This is a genomic window from Aerococcus urinaeequi, assembly GCF_001543205.1.
Classification (GTDB): domain Bacteria; phylum Bacillota; class Bacilli; order Lactobacillales; family Aerococcaceae; genus Aerococcus; species Aerococcus urinaeequi.
Genome location: NZ_CP014162.1, coordinates 1366155 through 1381910, shown reverse-complemented (window position 1 = coordinate 1381910; position 15756 = coordinate 1366155). Strand labels below are relative to the sequence as shown.

The 15756-nt window shown below is 41.7% G+C and carries 16 protein-coding genes and 1 pseudogene; 4 read left to right on the top strand and 13 right to left on the bottom strand.

The annotated features are described in order from the left end of the window. Positions 1 to 20 precede the first annotated feature (20 nt). From AWM74_RS06290 to AWM74_RS06245, 10 genes are all read right to left on the bottom strand, one after another. Positions 21 to 923: an isocitrate lyase/PEP mutase family protein gene (locus tag AWM74_RS06290; RefSeq protein WP_026465726.1), complete on the bottom strand. Its 903-nt coding sequence runs from the start codon at positions 921 to 923 to the stop codon at positions 21 to 23. Between the two features lie 12 nt (positions 924 to 935). Continuing rightward, positions 936 to 1661 (bottom strand): isocitrate lyase/phosphoenolpyruvate mutase family protein, encoded by a 726-nt coding sequence (locus AWM74_RS06285; RefSeq protein ID WP_051218198.1) that lies wholly within the window; start codon positions 1659 to 1661, stop codon positions 936 to 938. Between the two features lie 490 nt (positions 1662 to 2151). Beyond that, positions 2152 to 2790: a bifunctional phosphoribosyl-AMP cyclohydrolase/phosphoribosyl-ATP diphosphatase HisIE gene (hisIE, locus tag AWM74_RS06280; RefSeq protein ID WP_026465727.1), complete on the bottom strand. Its 639-nt coding sequence runs from the start codon at positions 2788 to 2790 to the stop codon at positions 2152 to 2154. 3 nt (positions 2791 to 2793) lie between these two features. After that, positions 2794 to 3540 carry an imidazole glycerol phosphate synthase subunit HisF gene (gene hisF / locus AWM74_RS06275; protein ID WP_026465728.1) on the bottom strand — a complete coding sequence of 249 codons (747 nt, stop codon included), beginning with the start codon at positions 3538 to 3540 and terminating at the stop codon, positions 2794 to 2796. A gap of 3 nt (positions 3541 to 3543) precedes the next feature. Then, positions 3544 to 4242 (bottom strand): HisA/HisF-related TIM barrel protein, encoded by a 699-nt coding sequence (locus tag AWM74_RS06270; RefSeq protein ID WP_026465729.1) that lies wholly within the window; start codon positions 4240 to 4242, stop codon positions 3544 to 3546. Between the two features lie 161 nt (positions 4243 to 4403). Beyond that, positions 4404 to 4982, bottom strand: coding sequence for an imidazoleglycerol-phosphate dehydratase HisB (gene hisB / locus AWM74_RS06265; protein ID WP_026465730.1), 579 nt, complete (start codon positions 4980 to 4982; stop codon positions 4404 to 4406). Next, positions 4972 to 6012 carry a pyridoxal phosphate-dependent aminotransferase gene (locus tag AWM74_RS06260; RefSeq protein ID WP_026465731.1) on the bottom strand — a complete coding sequence of 347 codons (1041 nt, stop codon included), beginning with the start codon at positions 6010 to 6012 and terminating at the stop codon, positions 4972 to 4974. The genes hisB and AWM74_RS06260 overlap by 11 nt, the downstream gene beginning before the upstream one ends. 3 nt (positions 6013 to 6015) lie before the next feature. Then, positions 6016 to 7266, bottom strand: a complete 1251-nt coding sequence (gene hisD, locus AWM74_RS06255; protein ID WP_026465732.1) for a histidinol dehydrogenase — start codon at positions 7264 to 7266, stop codon at positions 6016 to 6018. After that, on the bottom strand, positions 7267 to 7875 hold the full coding sequence (hisG, locus tag AWM74_RS06250; protein ID WP_026465733.1) for an ATP phosphoribosyltransferase: 609 nt from the start codon (positions 7873 to 7875) through the stop codon (positions 7267 to 7269). Beyond that, positions 7872 to 8678: an ATP phosphoribosyltransferase regulatory subunit gene (locus AWM74_RS06245; RefSeq protein WP_026465734.1), complete on the bottom strand. Its 807-nt coding sequence runs from the start codon at positions 8676 to 8678 to the stop codon at positions 7872 to 7874. The genes hisG and AWM74_RS06245 overlap by 4 nt, the downstream gene beginning before the upstream one ends. Before the next feature lie 950 nt (positions 8679 to 9628). Between AWM74_RS06245 and AWM74_RS06240 the strand changes: the two genes are divergently transcribed. The 4 genes from AWM74_RS06240 to AWM74_RS06225 are packed head-to-tail and all read left to right on the top strand — an operon-like array spanning position 9629 to position 12710. Continuing rightward, positions 9629 to 10006, top strand: coding sequence for a GntR family transcriptional regulator (locus AWM74_RS06240; RefSeq protein WP_016896652.1), 378 nt, complete (start codon positions 9629 to 9631; stop codon positions 10004 to 10006). Continuing rightward, positions 9999 to 10685, top strand: a complete 687-nt coding sequence (locus AWM74_RS06235) for an ATP-binding cassette domain-containing protein (RefSeq protein WP_026465735.1) — start codon at positions 9999 to 10001, stop codon at positions 10683 to 10685. Before AWM74_RS06240 ends, AWM74_RS06235 begins: the two co-directional genes overlap by 8 nt. Further along, positions 10685 to 11500 (top strand): hypothetical protein, encoded by an 816-nt coding sequence (locus tag AWM74_RS06230; protein WP_026465736.1) that lies wholly within the window; start codon positions 10685 to 10687, stop codon positions 11498 to 11500. The genes AWM74_RS06235 and AWM74_RS06230 overlap by 1 nt, the downstream gene beginning before the upstream one ends. Positions 11501 to 11513: 13 nt before the next feature. Then, a complete protein-coding gene (locus AWM74_RS06225) occupies positions 11514 to 12710 on the top strand; it encodes a hypothetical protein (RefSeq protein ID WP_148639035.1) in 1197 nt (398 codons plus the stop codon). 76 nt (positions 12711 to 12786) lie between these two features. Here the strand turns inward: AWM74_RS06225 and AWM74_RS06220 are convergent. The 3 genes and pseudogenes from AWM74_RS06220 to AWM74_RS06210 form a co-directional block, all read right to left on the bottom strand. Beyond that, positions 12787 to 13011 (bottom strand): annotated as a pseudogene (locus AWM74_RS06220) (peptide ABC transporter ATP-binding protein); the annotation flags it as partial. 76 nt (positions 13012 to 13087) lie between these two features. Continuing rightward, positions 13088 to 14245, bottom strand: coding sequence for an N-acetylglucosamine-6-phosphate deacetylase (nagA, locus tag AWM74_RS06215; protein WP_026465739.1), 1158 nt, complete (start codon positions 14243 to 14245; stop codon positions 13088 to 13090). 262 nt (positions 14246 to 14507) lie between these two features. Further along, positions 14508 to 15686 (bottom strand): ABC transporter substrate-binding protein, encoded by a 1179-nt coding sequence (locus tag AWM74_RS06210; protein ID WP_026465740.1) that lies wholly within the window; start codon positions 15684 to 15686, stop codon positions 14508 to 14510. Positions 15687 to 15756: the final 70 nt, after the last annotated feature.

The following is a 15756-nucleotide window of genomic DNA, read 5'->3' as shown; positions in this document are numbered from 1 at the left end:
TCGTCTTTTTAATTCTTAAATTAATTCATGTATTTCAACATATTCTCTGGTGCGTATGCACTATCTCTTTGGTTGACTTCATCTAAACCAATAAAGTCGTTGAATTCGTCAAATGTAATCATCTTGTCCTGGTAGTTTTCGGTTGTGCCTTCATCTAACAAGGTTTGTAGTAGGTTCTTTTCTGTATAGGCTTGAGCGTATGTTAAGGCCGTTGGGTATACGATAATATTGAAACCTAATTTTTCTAGTTCAGCGGTCTTAGTTAATGGTGTTAACCCACCTTCAATCATGTTGGCCATCATAAAGGTGTCTGGGAAGGCTTCGTGAATTTCTTCAAATTCTTCAAAGCTTCGTGGTGATTCGATAAAGATTAAATCAGCCCCAGCAGCCTTATAGCGACGGCTACGTTCAATAGCTTCTTCTAAGTCATAAACGGTTCTTGCATCTGTTCTTGACATGATTAAGAAATCATCGTTTTTACGAGCTGCTACTGCCACCTTGATTTTTTCTTCTAGGGTTTCAGTTGGTTCAACCATTTTCCCAGACATGTGCCCGCAACGTTTGGGCCAAACCTGGTCTTCAATGAAGATGCCAGCTGCACCAATAGCTTCGTAATTTTCAACCGTCCGGCGTACATTTTCCAAGTCACCGTATCCAGTGTCTGAATCGGCGAATACCGGAATATCAACGGCATTGATGATGTCCCGAGTGCGTTCTAGGGACTTACCAAAATCTGTTACCCCGCGGTCTGGCATGGCAAAGGCTGAAGCAGAGGTTGCATAACCGGCTGAGAAGACCGCATCAAAACCTAGTTTTTCAGCGATCTTTGCTGCTAAGGCATCCGGTGCTACAGGTAGCTGTAACGCCTTACCTGAATAAATATGATTTTTAAATTGCTTACGTATTCTTTCGTTTTTTAACATAGCTACCTTCCTTTACTTCAATAAGTCTGCCATGGCGGTTTCAAGTGCTTTGTGAGCGGCTAAGGCTAAATGGCCTAAATCTAGATAACCGTAGAAGTTATCGGCGTCAATTGCTTTAGCTGTTTGCCCTGCTTTTAATGTAGCTAATAATGGCAATGGTAAATCAGCCTTGGCTAGGGTTTCTAGATCAGCGTCTGTATAGTGGTCTAAGATAATGGCTTTGGCACCCGCGTTATAGGCATATCGTGCTCGGTCTTTAAATCCTTCTAGACCGTATTCATGCAAACCTTCTAGCCGCGCCCAAATTTCAATGTCTGAGTTTTCAATGCCGTCAAGTCCTGCGCGAATTTTCCCAATGAAGTCCTCCGCAGTGGTTGTGGCTGGTTGATCAGTGTTGTGGGCCGGGTATTTTTGATCTGATAAAATCATGATGTCCGCACCCGAACGTTCCAATTCTTTTGCTGCATAGTAGGTGTTTAAAGGATTCCCAAATCCCGATTGTAGATCTAACAACAAGGGTTGCGCCTTCTTCAATCCCAAACTGAATGCATAATTTTTATATTCAGTGATCGACAACAACCCTTGGTCACCCTCCGCAATTAAATGGTCAGTGGTTAATTGACCAGATAGGAAAATGGCTGGTGCCTTGCTGTTGGCTAACATTTGAAAAGTATGGCCGTCGCCACAAGCGGGAATGATCGCTGTGGGAGCTTGTTTTAAATCTGCTAATAATGTCATTGAAAAATCCTCCTAATCACTACTACAAGTCTGTTATATGGCTTACTAGTGACAATTTGATTCGTCTTATCTTTATTGCTCCTAGTTTTTTACATATATTTTAAGTTTTTAGTAAATAAAAAAAGCGCCCTTTGACTGGTTAAGTCAAAGGGCGCTTTCTGCACGGTACCACCTTTAATTTTTCTAATAGTTGGTTAGACTATTAGACTCACGTTGACGGGACATTCATCCGATCAACTGGCATTTTAACGGCAGCACCCGGTAAACACTCAACCACCCTTTAGGTGGATCGCATCTACAGCTCAAAGTCTACTTTTCAATTAGGGCTTGTCATACCTTCTCAACAATCGGTACTTTCTGTGCACAAGCGTCTAACTTACTTCTACTTCTCAACGCATCAACTTGTTTTATTTACTGACATCAGTATATTAAAATTTATGATAAGTGTCAACAACAATTTTAATATAATTCTAATATAGTTCATTCTATCTTAATAATCTTCGATTTCTTTACGGACAGAATAGGTATGATATTGGCCGTGACGGGTATTTAAGGCTGCTTCAATATCTGTTAACGACAGGCCTCTTTCAACTAATAAAACTAGCAGGTGGTAAAGTAAGTCACTGGTTTCAGATACTAATTCATCATTTCCTTGACCGGCCTGGGCATTTTTCGCGGCGATCACGACTTCCGTCATTTCCTCCCCGCATTTTTTAAGAATCTTATCCAAACCCTGTTCCATCAAGTAAGACGTATACGACCCTTCTTTAGGATTGCCCACTTTGTCGACCACCGTTTTTTCAAGGATATTCAAGTTGAAGAAATCATCTCCAAAACATGACTGGCTACCCGTATGGCAAGTTGGGCCAGTTGGGCGCACCTGTACCAATAGGGTATCTTGGTCACAGTCCAACTCAATTTTTACCACTTCTTGCAAGTTGCCTGAAGTTTCACCCTTTTTCCAAAGACGTCCTTTAGAACGTGAATAAAACCAAGCTACACCTTCACTTACCGTTAGTTCGTAAGCTTCTTCATTCATGTAACCCAACATTAAGACTTGATTTGTCCGGTAATCTTGCAAGATAGCTGGGACAAGCCCACCGTTTTTGCCAAAATCAATTGCTGTCATTTACTAGTCAATCCCTTCTGCGATAAGTGCTGCTTTTAAATCTTCGATCGCTACTTCTCCCTTGTGGAAAATAGATGCCGCAAGTCCTGCCTCTAGGTTTGTTTGTTGGAACAAGTCAATGAAATCTTGGATACCGCTCGCACCACCTGAAGCGATAATTGGAATCGAAACGGTCTCAGAAGCCAATTTCAAGAATGGAATATCAAAACCTGTGTAGGCACCGTCAGTATCAATTGAAGTGATTAGTAAGGCGCCAGCACCGCGTTCTTCACACTCTTTACACCATTCAAGGGCGTTAATGTCGATTTGCGTTTGACCTGCGTTAGTGTACACGAAGTAGTCACCTTTCGCTTCATCATAAGCCATATCTACGGCAATCGTTACCGCATCAGAACCGAATTTGGCTACCGCTTCATTAATGAAGTCAGGATTTTTTACAGCCGCTGAGTTAATACCGACTTTGCTGGCACCTGCATCAAGAGCGTCTTGAATATCTTGAACAGAGGCTATTCCCCCACCAACAGTCAATGGAATATCAATAGCGTTGGCTACATCCGCAATCATTTGCGTACGTAATTGGTGACCGTCAGTCGTTTTCGTAATATCTAGGATGACTAATTCATCAGCACCTGCGTCTGAATATTTTTTGGCAAAATCAACGGGGTCCCCTAACTCTTTTACATCTACAAAGTGAACACCTTTGACTAATTTACCGTCGCGCGTATCTAAACATGGAATAATCTTTTTCATAGTTTACAGTCCTTCCCAAAAACTTGGATTCTGTGCAGCTTTTCCGACAATTGCTTGGTTTACGCCTTGTGCTTCAAGGGCATCTAAATCATGCCGGCTCCTCACACCGCCAGAAGCAACGACTTGGTGTTTGGTGATACGTTGGATTTGGCCCGTCTTCTCTACATTAGGGCCGGCTTCCATGCCATCTTTATAAATATCAGTATAGATAATGCCGGCGATATCTAAGTCGGCAATTTCTTCAAGGTATTCTTGGATGTAGCGGCCAGATGCCTCTTTCCAACCATTGATATAAATCGCTTCATCTTTACAATCTAGACCAACATAGATACGGCCAGGATACTTAGCGACAGCTTCTTTTAACCAAGGCACATCCATGATGGCTCTTGTACCTAGAATGAAGTAGTCAATGCCTAATTTATCGTATAAATCGATAGTTTCTAAGTCGCGGATACCGCCACCGATTTCTAAAGGAATATCAGTTAGAGATTTTAAAACTTCAACAGTGTCACCTTCAACAGCCGCTTGTTTAGTAGCGCCAATCAAGTCCACCACGTGAATTCTCGTCACCTGTGGGAATTGGCTGTAGTAGGTCACCGCTTCGGCTGCTGACATCGGCATGACGACTTGTTTGTCATAGTCACCTTGTTGTAAGCGAACGCTTTTGCCATCAATCAGGTCAATAGCAGGGATAATTTCCATGGATAATTGCCTCCTTTTTGTAAAAATGATTTTATTTTACTTATGAAGCCAACGGCTTCTTTTTAAGTCTGTGTAGTAATCATTTATAGATCGTGTATTGAATATATATATCAATCAATATCCAACGACATGCCACTTATTCTTGATCAAAACACCCTGACTTATTGAATCAATCCTTTTGAGGATGGGACGCCGCCGTCTGTTTCTTTCAAAGCGATTTTTAGGGCACGGGCGAATGCTTTAAAAATGCCTTCGATTTCGTGGTGGGTGTTGCCGTTTTTCAATAGGTCAATATGTAGTGTCATGCGAGCGTTCATAGCTACGGCGTAGAAGAATTCTTTGACAAGTTCGGTATCAAAGGCCCCCACTTTTTCAGCTGAAAAGTTGGCGTCATAAACTAAGACTGGTCGGCCTGATAAGTCTAATACGACACGGGCTAAGGTTTCGTCCATGGGCAAAAAATATGATCCGTACCGTTCGTATGAAGGTTGGGCTTGGTAAAGGTCACGAATAGCTTCACCCAGTAAAATCCCAATATCTTCAGTGACATGATGGTCATCAACCCAAGTGTCCCCCTTGGCTTCAACATATAAATCAAGGCCCGAATGGAAGGTAAATAGGGTTAACATGTGGTCAAGGAAACCCACGCCAGTATTGATGGATGTTTGTTCAGACCCATCCGTCTTAGCCAGGCCCAGCTTGATTTGCGTTTCTAAGGTATTCCGCTCTTTAATCTTCAATTTGTTCCCTCCATGCTTTGATTGTTGCCTTTAACTTGGGATATTCAGCTGAATCGATTACCGAATATCGCGCCGCATTTACCATTTTCCCATCTGCATACTTACGGCCAACGAAGCCATTGTCCGCTAAATACTGGTCTAAATCTGGGACCAAATCGCCAAAGATAAACACAAAATTCGTTGCGGACGGAATCACAGTGACTAGATCAGCAACCTGGTCAAAAGCCTCCTGCAATTCCTGCTTGATATCGCGTTGGTAATTCACCCACTCATCTAGTCGCTTGGTATCCTCAAACAGCTTGCTGGCAAGGTTTAGTGACACACTATTCATAGGATAAGGGTGGTTAATCTCCTTCAATTTGTCGAAACGAGGTCCCTGCCCAAAGGCGATACCAACCCGTAAACCCGCTACCCCATAAATCTTAGATAGGGTCCGAATAAATAGGACGTTGTCATTATCTGGTCGTTGATAGTCCTGGCCGAATTCAATATAAGCTTCATCGATCACAAAAGTGATATCTCGATCTGCCGTTTCATCCGCCAAGTTCTGTAAAAATTCCTCAGAAAACTGCTGGCCCGTAGGATTTTGCGGGTTCGACAAGAAGAATAAAGACGGCTTAAATTCATCTAAAGCTCCGATAATTGTGTCTAAAGTAAAAGTGAAGTCCTTTTCACTCTCTACCTGGAAAAAGGGGAAGTCCAACTGGTTGGCGTAATCCTGGTACATAAAGAAATCAGGATCAACTGCCAAGACACCCCCGCGGCCAAACTGGATAATCAATTTCTGAATCCACTCATCTGACCCGTTAGCAACAGCCACATTCTTTGGATTAAGACCGGCGTAATTTGCATACGCCGCGATGAAATTAGCTTCTTCGTCTTCAGGATACTGGTTAAAAGGGGTGGCCAAGACCGCATCCACAATATCTTGATCTGACAAGGGACGAATTGGAGAGGTGTTGCGGTTCATAATTACCGTGTCACCCTCTTGATTCACTTCAATCGTTTTTAAATAATCCTCGGTTTTCATAGCTTACCCTTCCTTTCGAATGGCAATTGACTGAGCATGGCAATCCAGACCTTCAGCCTCAGCAATCGCTTGACCAGCTGGCCCAATAGCTTCATAGCTGGCTTTTGATGTATTAATAATAGCATGTGAAGTCCGGAAATCATTGGCGGTTAAACCATGCGAGAACCGGGCAGTCCGCCCAGTTGGTAAGACATGCGATGGCCCTGCCACATAGTCACCAATAGCTTCCATAGCGTAGTAGCCTTTGAAAACAGCACCCGCGTATTTGATTTGTTCAACAATCTCATCTTGAGCTGTATGTTGAATGGACACGTGCTCTGGTGCAATGTCATTCAATACGGCGATCAATTGCTCTCTCGTATCACAGATTGCATAGTGATTGTTTTTAACTGAAGCTTCAATAATGTCCGCTCTTTTTTGGCTCGGCAACAAAACTTGCATGCGGTCGGCTATTTTGCCAAGAAAATCTTCTGACTCACATAAGAGGAAAGTCCGAGCGTCTTGGTCATGTTCCGCCTGAGCGAAAATATCGTAAACAATGGCATCAACCGGAATCGTTTCATCCACATATAGGAGGATTTCACTCGGCCCAGCAATAGCATCAATCGATACATCCCCGTTGACCAACCGTTTGGCAGTCGCCACATAGGCATTCCCTGGACCACAAATCTTGTCTACCCTAGGAATCGTTTCCGTCCCGTAAGCCATAGCAGCAACGGCTTGCGCCCCACCAATCGCATACACATTGTCTCGGATCCCGCATAAGTATAAGGCTGCGAAAGTCACTGATTCTTCCGTGAAAACAGGCGTTGTCACCACCAATTTTTCGACCCCCGCAACAAGGGCTGGCACAACCGTCATCAAAACTGTTGACGGGTACAAGGCCTTCCCACCAGGAATATAAAATCCTGCACTATCTAAAGCGTTGTAAACATAGGAAATTTCTTCCCCTGGTCGGTCTGAGTATAAGGCAGCTTGTTCATAACGTTCAATTCGGTCTTTAGCAATCCGCAAAGCTTCTTTTAAAGTTGGATCTAAGTTGTCCCAAGACGCTTTTAAACGTTCAAAGGAAACTTTAAAATCTTCTGGATTCGTATAGGCTTGCCCATCGAATTGGTTAGTATAGTCAATGACTGCCTGGTCTCCACTTGCCTGAACCGCTTGAATCATCTCTTGCACAGCCACCAACCGGTTTAGGTCTACTGTCTCTTGATTCTTTGTGCTAAATGCCGCTTGAAATGCTGCTACATCCACTTATACCACCTCAATTTCTTGCATAAACTTGTAGATTTCCTTCTCTTTCGTATAGAATGACTGCTTGTTGGCAATCAGTCGTGCTTGTACCGGCAAAATAGTTTTGTACTCCTCTAGGTCATTTTCTTTTAAGGTTGTCCCAGTTTGGACAATATCCACAATCGCATCAGCTAAGCCTAGAATCGGTGCCAATTCAACCGAACCGTTTAAGAAGATTAACGATACATCTTGCTTTTGTTGGTTAAAGTACTTGCGGGTAATATTTGGAAATGATGTTGCCACCACTTTGATATCTGATTCATCCAAGTTAGTAGGCCCGGCAATCGCTAGTCGACATTGACCAAATGGCAATTCAGACACATTCAAGACATTGAACAACTTTTCGGCAATCGTGTCAGACCCTACAACACCGAGGTCCGCAACCCCCTGCTCCACATAAGTAGGGACATCTTTTCCTTTTGCGAAAATGAATTTAACCCCGCCAACCTCACGGAAGAGATCACGACCACTATCTGTCAAGGCCTCCGCATAGTCATTTAAATCCTTATCTGCTAAAAATTTATTGAAAGCCTTGTAAACACGACCCTTTGCTAAAGCCACAGTAATCATAGAAATCCTCCTTTAGATAAATTCAATCCAATCCCAAACCAGCCGTTAGCGTACTGTCCACCTGAGAAGATAGGTTTGGAATTCCCTTGTAAAAAGGCTTGGAAATAAAAGCCGTTGTAGTATTTTTGCGGCGACCGGAATGATAAATCAAGCACCATTTTGGTGTTTCGCTTTTCAAGCGTATCTTTAAGCAAATGAATCACAGCCATTTCCTCCGTATCGCCAAAGTCTTTCTTCACTAAATCAAATTGTGCTGATACCGGCTTAGCCATTAACTGGTAGAAATAATGGTCTTTACCAATGGTGTTACCTAGAGCCGACAAGTTCTTTTCAATTACATAGCCCTTAATTTCAGGACCAAAAGCAAATTTTTCAATGTATTTATCTAAAATTTCTTCGTTGTTTACAACAATCATATTGAAAGACGCTTGACTCATCTGTTCAACGAAATCTAAATGCAGTTCAATGGTATTAGCCATTTGACTAGCACTTGGTTCCACTAATTCAACACCTGCTTGGTAAGTTGATTGGTGGTCTCTCACCATTGGACCATAGTATGCGAAGTTATCTTGTTTAAGATCGTAAGTCTTCATGTAATTTAAAATGGACCGAGTCCAGTCACTACGAATGGCATATAATTGCCCTTCCTTTTCAAATACAATGTTGCTTGGGTATTCGGCTTTGCCGTCCCCATCGAATGGTTCAACCATATTCAAATCAATTAATTGGAAACCAGCATTCGATACTGTTTCAAGATAATCTCTCGCTAATGAAATTCGTTGTAATACGTAAGATGTTGCCATGTTGCCCCTCCTTTAAAATGCAAAATGTTATAAAAAAAACGCCCCCAATCCATCACTGGATCAAGGACGCCGAAACGTGTTCCCACCTTAATTCGTTATAAGTTCACACTTATAACCTCATTGACTAGTCTTTATCCGCTAGTCTGGCTATAACGGTGCCACCGGACTAAGTGTCATTTAAGCAAAGGCGTGTCTTCATAGGGGACATTGTCTGTTCACAGCAACCACAGACTTTCTGGAAATGTTGATCCTATCTCTTAATCTTTACTGTCTCTCACTTGATTATACTCATAATAAAATGTCCAAATTAAAAAGTCAAGTGAATCTTAATAATATTCTAATTTTAGGGTGAATAATTCTAAACCCTACGGCTTGGCTGACTATACATTCTGTAAGGCGTGAACACCAAACAGAATGACATACGTCAGGCCATCCTGTGCTCACCGCGAAAGCATGCTAGGTAAGCTTCAGCCTTGGCTTTAAAATTTAGCCGTAGCCTCTAATAAAAATGAAGTGACTTTTTTATAATTTGCATTGAATAATTCTTTTTAATTTGCTGATTTTAGTTAAGTGTAAGCATTATTCTAGTAAAAATTAACAATGCTTTTCAACCATTTCCTTAAGTATGTTTTCTTTTACCCGTGGACAAACGTTGTCAATGCTTTGTCAAAAAAGTACTGCAATAGAACGTAAGAGAATAATCTGCGTTAGTTGAACTTTTATACACGACTGCTCTCTTAAGTAGCGAATTGATTTGTATAGCAACAACCCTCCCTCAATATACATACGCTTGTCAACCTATCCCCTTTTTGCCAATAAAAATCATTAAATGATTTTTATAGAATCCTGCTATTGACACTTGAAGTGTATTAACCATATAATACAGATAAGAAAAGTGTATTGATTGACTAACACACTTTTGTTAAAGCATTTTTGAAAGGAGGGTCTTCATGGTTGTGTTTGATAAGCAGGCGCCAATTTATGTGCAATTAGCCGACCATTATAAGGGGGAAATTGTTGCTAGCCGATTGATGGCTGGGGATAAGTTGCCCTCTCGTCGTGATATCGCCAAAACGTTCAAGATTAACCCTAATACGGTTCAGCGGGCGTTTAAATCATTAGAGGAAGAAGGGATTATTGTGTCAGAAGCCAATGTGCCGAGTCGAGTGACGGAAAACCAAATGATTATTCAACAATTAAAGCGTGATGCTTTGGAGCAGGCCATGGCGGTCTTCTATGATACGACCCAGGTCTTGAATATGGACCCGCATGAGATTGCCACTTACATGACAGAATATTTCCAAAAACGAGGTGAACAAGATGATTGAGATTGAAAAGGTGAATAAATTTTACGGGGCGAAGAAAATTCTCGAGGATGTATCTTTCTCTATTAAACCAGGGGAAATTACGGCTTTAATTGGGGAGAATGGGTCTGGAAAAACGAGTTTGATGAACGGTTTGATGAAGTTAACCCCAGTCGCTTCTGGTCAGTTTTTAATTGATGGTAAACCGATCGATTTTAATGATTTTAATCGGATTTCTTACATTCCTGACACCATCATCGTGGTGAAAGAGATGACTATTCAAGAAGCTTTGGATTATATGGCCACATACTATGATACTTATGATCCAGTCTTAGCTGAAGACTTGGTGACTTTCTTCAATTTAAATCCTGATGAAAAGATTTCACACTTGTCTAAGGGGAATACGGCTAAGGTGAATTTACTGCTAGGTCTAACTTTAAACTCGGATTATCTCATCATGGATGAACCGTTTTCTGGGGTTGATATCTTTACTAGGGAAGAGATTGCCAATGTTTTCACCAGTAAGTTGATGGCTGGGCGCGGCGTCTTGATTTCAACCCATGAGATTAATGAGATTGAAACTTTGGTGGACCGGGTAGTCATGCTAAAAGACCGCCGGATTATTCAAGATTTCTATACGGAAGATTTACGTTTAGAAGAAGGCAAGTCGATTACCGATAAGATGTGGGAGGTGTATCGCTAATGACAAAATTACTGAATTTAATAACGGATGAATTAAAACGGGCGAAAGTGTTCTATTTCCTGCTGATTGCTTTTGTATTAGTGACTGAAGGAATCATGGTTTTTAGAAACGTCAGGACAAGCTTTATGGCGATTGCATCCGGAAATACCTCGGATTACCCCTTCCCTATTACCAATTTAGCATCTGCTTTTGATGATAGCATGGCCTTTACCATGATTATTGGGGCCACTGGTTTTGCATTACTCGCTTATTCGGTCTTTTCCTGGATTCGTGACTGGCACTTTCAGGGAAACTTTATTTACCGATTGTTAACCCTACCTGGAAACCGGGCACCAATTGCATATGCCAAGTTAATCTCTACTTTAATCATGATGGCTGGGATTTTGATTTTACAATTGGTCGTATTCTATGTTGCAAACGCCGCTTTTTCTATCATGTTTGCTGATAGCTACACCACGATACCCGTTCTCATTCAACTTGCAACCAAAATGCAGACGAGTTTAGTCTTGTTCCCGCCTTACCCAGGACAAACCTTTCTGACTTATGGTGGTGGCCTATGGTTCTTATTCACCTTAATGAATAGCATGATCATTTTACTTAGTGCGAAAGGTTATACTTGGACGCGGACTTTATTAACAATCGTCATTTACTGGGTAGTATCCATTGCCCTTGTCTACCTGATGGGCTTTTCAACACTCACTATGCCACTTACTGCGACAGAAGGGACTATTATCGTCTTAGTCTTCATTTATGCCGCAAATATGATCAACGGTTATATGATGTCATGGTTGATGAACCATTATGTCAGTATTTAAGAAAGGAGGTATCATGATGAAAATGCGTAAACAAAACTGGCTGACACTTATTTTCCTAGTGGTAATTGCTGGCGTGTCCTTATTCGTCTGGCTTGGGGTTGGCACTTTTAAACCTGTTAAGGTAACTAGTGTAAACCCTGAAGTTAGCGGGCAAGAAACCCAAGCATCGAGTCTTTATCTAACAAGCGAAGACGATCAGAATTCAATTCATTGGATCCCCCTATCAAGACGAGGAGACGCGCTAATTCCTACGACCAACGCTAGTTACGGTATGTTTAGCGCCCAAGTCCAAGACGCGGTCTACAAAAACTTCTCCTTGTTCGACCGGCCAAACTTGTCCAATTCCCGATTGATTTTGGAGAATGATGACCTACAATTATGGCAGGCTGATACCCTCCTAGGTGATAGCAAAGCCCAGTTAAACTTGACTCTGATTCAAAAAAATGATGAGGGCAACTGGACCTATACCATACCCTCTTATCAGTTAGACCAAGCGGACCGGACTGGTAACACCTTGATGTCAATCGCTGAAGATGACACGACCATTTACCTGGTATACGCTTTCCTACAAGACTACGACCAAGCCAATTATTTAAAAACCTTTGAATTAAACAAGGAAAATGGCGAAATCACGGAAGCTACTACCATGGACAATGCGAGTTATGAATTGTACTCAGGCAGCGTTGATAGCTTAAACCGGAATCCTAAGTACCACTTGTTACCAATAGCGGCAACAAATAATGAAGTCAGTGAAGACTATATCTCTCCAACTACTTATGAGATTATCAATCCAACAAGTGGTGACAAAGAAACTATGGACACGTCATCATTAGTAAGTACTTTAAAAGAACAATCTGGTGACACCGACGTTATGCCAATAATTATTGAAGATAAAATCTTTGTCTTAACCAATAATTATGTGGAGAATGACTACGGTAGCTTTCCTAGTCAATTAAGTATTTACGCTTACGACATGGAGAGTCAAAACTTTGACCAAGTATGGCAGTCAGACCTTGAACAATCCCCTGACTACTACATTGACAATGGCTATATCTTCCAAACCATTGCAGATGGCAAAACAGGCCAATTGCAACGAGTGGATATTACCACTGGTGAAACGACCACTGTAGAAGAATATACTATAGAAGAAAACAGTCCATATTCTTTCGCAAAAATCGCCAGTGTTGAAGAACAACAATTCCTTCAATAAGAAAATAATGTCATGAAAAATCTTAAAAAGGTGGCCTGGAAAGATTCCAGACCACCTTTTTCGTATGCACCTATATTTATACCAATGCCAAAGCTGGTTTCACCTGGTCTTTGTAGCCAGCTACTTCACTTGAATGACAGTAGACAAAGTGGTCAGAAATATATTTGACCATGGACAAATCATGGGTAATGAATAAATAGGTTAAATCATTGGTGATTTTCAATTCCTTCAACAAGTTAACGATTTGGGCTTGAATGGACACATCAAGGGCTGAAATAGCTTCATCCGCAATGATTAACTTTGCCTTTTTACAAACAAAGAAGCACCAAACTAGTCTACTCATGTCAACTAGCTTGGTGCTATACTTTTATGCTTATTTAGTTTTGAAATACAGAAACACCATTTAGATAGGTTTCTTTTAAGTTCATATCCGCATCTACCACAATGAAATCAGCCACACGTCCTGGCGCAATTATACCAACCTGATCATCTAAACCTACAGAGGCAGCGGGCACTTGTGAAGCCATCCGTAAGGCTTGCTCACTATCTACAATACCCCAATCTACCACATTCTTGACTGCTTGATTTAAGGTTAGTACAGATCCTGCTAAATTACCTGACTCAAGACGCGCTTCACCGTCTTTGACAATAACTGGAAATTCACCTAATTGATATTTACCATCAGGCATACCAGCAGCTGACATGGCATCTGTAATAAGAACTGTTTTGTCCCATCCCTTAGCTTTAACAAGCGCCTTGATTGCACCTGGGTGGACATGTTTGCCGTCACAAATGACTTCCGCATAGGTATCATCTGTTGCCATGGCTGCACCAACCATACCAGGGTTGCGGTGGTGTAAACCAGACATGCCGTTATAAGTATGGATGAAAATGTTGGCACCCGCATCAACCACTGCAGTCGCTTCTTCATAGGTCGCAGATGAGTGGGCTAGGGCTACTCGTACCCCTTCTTTCGTGATAGTTTCTGTGAAAGCTTTAGCCGTTTTCCGCTCTGGCGCTAGTGCAATTTTGTGAATGAGTCCTTTAGCGGCTGTTTGCCAGACCTCAAATTGAGCCAAGTCAGGATCACCCATGTAGGCTGGGTTTTGTGCCCCCTTGTGTTCTTCCGTAAACCATGGCCCTTCGAAGAATATACCTAAGATTTTCGCCCCCTCAGCTTCCTCATAGTGGTCACCAATTTTACCAGCAACTGATGTCAATAAGTCAGCAGAAGAAGTTAAGGTTGTTGGCAAAAAGGCTGTCACACCTGTTGATGGTAACCCCTTAGACATAGTCTGGACCGCTTCAAAATCGTCGTCCATCACATCTGCCCCTTGGAAACCATGGATGTGGGTATCCACTAAACCAGCTGCCACCGTATAACCCGTGTAATCTTTAACCTCACCTTTTAAGGGTTTCTCTAAAGTTGCATAACCAAATTGACCATCTTTGACTTCTAAATAAGCCTTTTCTACAACTTCGTCCGCTAAGATAATCCGGTCCGCATAGATATAATATTTATTTTCTTCTACCATATGTCTCACACTTTCTTTCTATATATAAATATATTTTCAATTTGATTTGTAGATCCATAATATATTATACGCTACTTGATCGAATCATCCTATGACAAACAATCGATTTTCGCATACCGTGAAAATGTCTCAGAAGCTATGTGTAGAATTAACTTGAAATATTAGCTGTACTCAAAAAAAGAGTCACGACATGAACATCGCGACTCTTCTACTAATATTGACCCAACTTGGTCTTGTTATCCTTTTTTCAAAAAAGTAGGTCTTATTCAGCTGTTACGGCTTCTACTGATGAGATTTCGCCTTCTGTATAGCCTACTACGAATGAGTCCATTACTGGATTGTGGTCTTCATCGAATGAGATGTTTCCTGTTACCCCTTCAAAGTCTTGAGTTTCTTCTAGGGCGTCGCGGATTGCTTGTGGGTCTGTTGAACCGGCACGGTCAATGGCGTCAGCTGCTAAGCGGGCTGCGTCGTAACCACCTGCTGAGAACAAGTCTGGCTCTGTGTCAAATTCTGCACGGTATTTCTCTGCGAATTCGTTGGCTGCGTCTGAACCATATTCTCCTGTTACGAAGATTGTTGCGTAGTAGAAGTCAGTTACGTTTTCTGCACCAGCTAAGTTGATGAATTCGTCGTTACCTAATCCGTTTGGACCTAAGATAGCGGCATCGATACCCATTTCACGGGCTTGTTTCACGATGGCTCCACCTTCTGGGTAGTAACCAGCGATGAATAATACGTCTGGATCTTGGGCTTTAACGTTGTTTAGGATTGAGCTGAAGTCAGTGTCTCCTGATAAGAACGACTCTTTGATGACAACGTCACCTGAGTAGTCTTCTTCAAATTGAGAAGCTAAGTTTTGACCATAATCCGATGAGTTATCTTGTAAAACGGCAGCCGTGCTCCAACCTTTCTCGTCCGCAAAACGGCCAAGTGCTTCCGTTTGGTTAGAGATTTGGAAGGCAATTTGGAAGACATATTCAAATACATTTCCTTGTGAATCCAATGTTAAATCATCAACCGTTGCTGAAGGGATGATCATTGGAACTTGCGCGTTTTCAGCTGGTTGAATCGCTGCTTCTGTTGAGGCTGCGATATCTGACGCTAATAATACAGACAAGTTTTCTTCTGCTAACAGACGTGTGGCTTCATTGGCAGACTCTTGAACGTTAGATTTGTTATCTGTTGCGATATAGTTGATTTGCTTACCATCGATACCACCCGATTCGTTGAGTTCATTGAAGGCTAAAGTCGCACCGTCATTGATGTAAGAACCGTAAGCAGATGCTGACCCAGTTAAACCAAAGTCGCCCCCGATGTTAATCGTATCAGAATCTTCTGATCCCGCAGAAGAAGAGCTGTTAGATGTTTGTGTCACTGAACCACAGGCGGCTAAAGTAGCTGCAGATAATAATGTTAAACCAAATTTTTTCAAATTCATATTTTTCCTCCTAAAACAAACCCAACCAATAAAAACCAACAATGCAAACCTTTATCAAGTAGACTAAAAA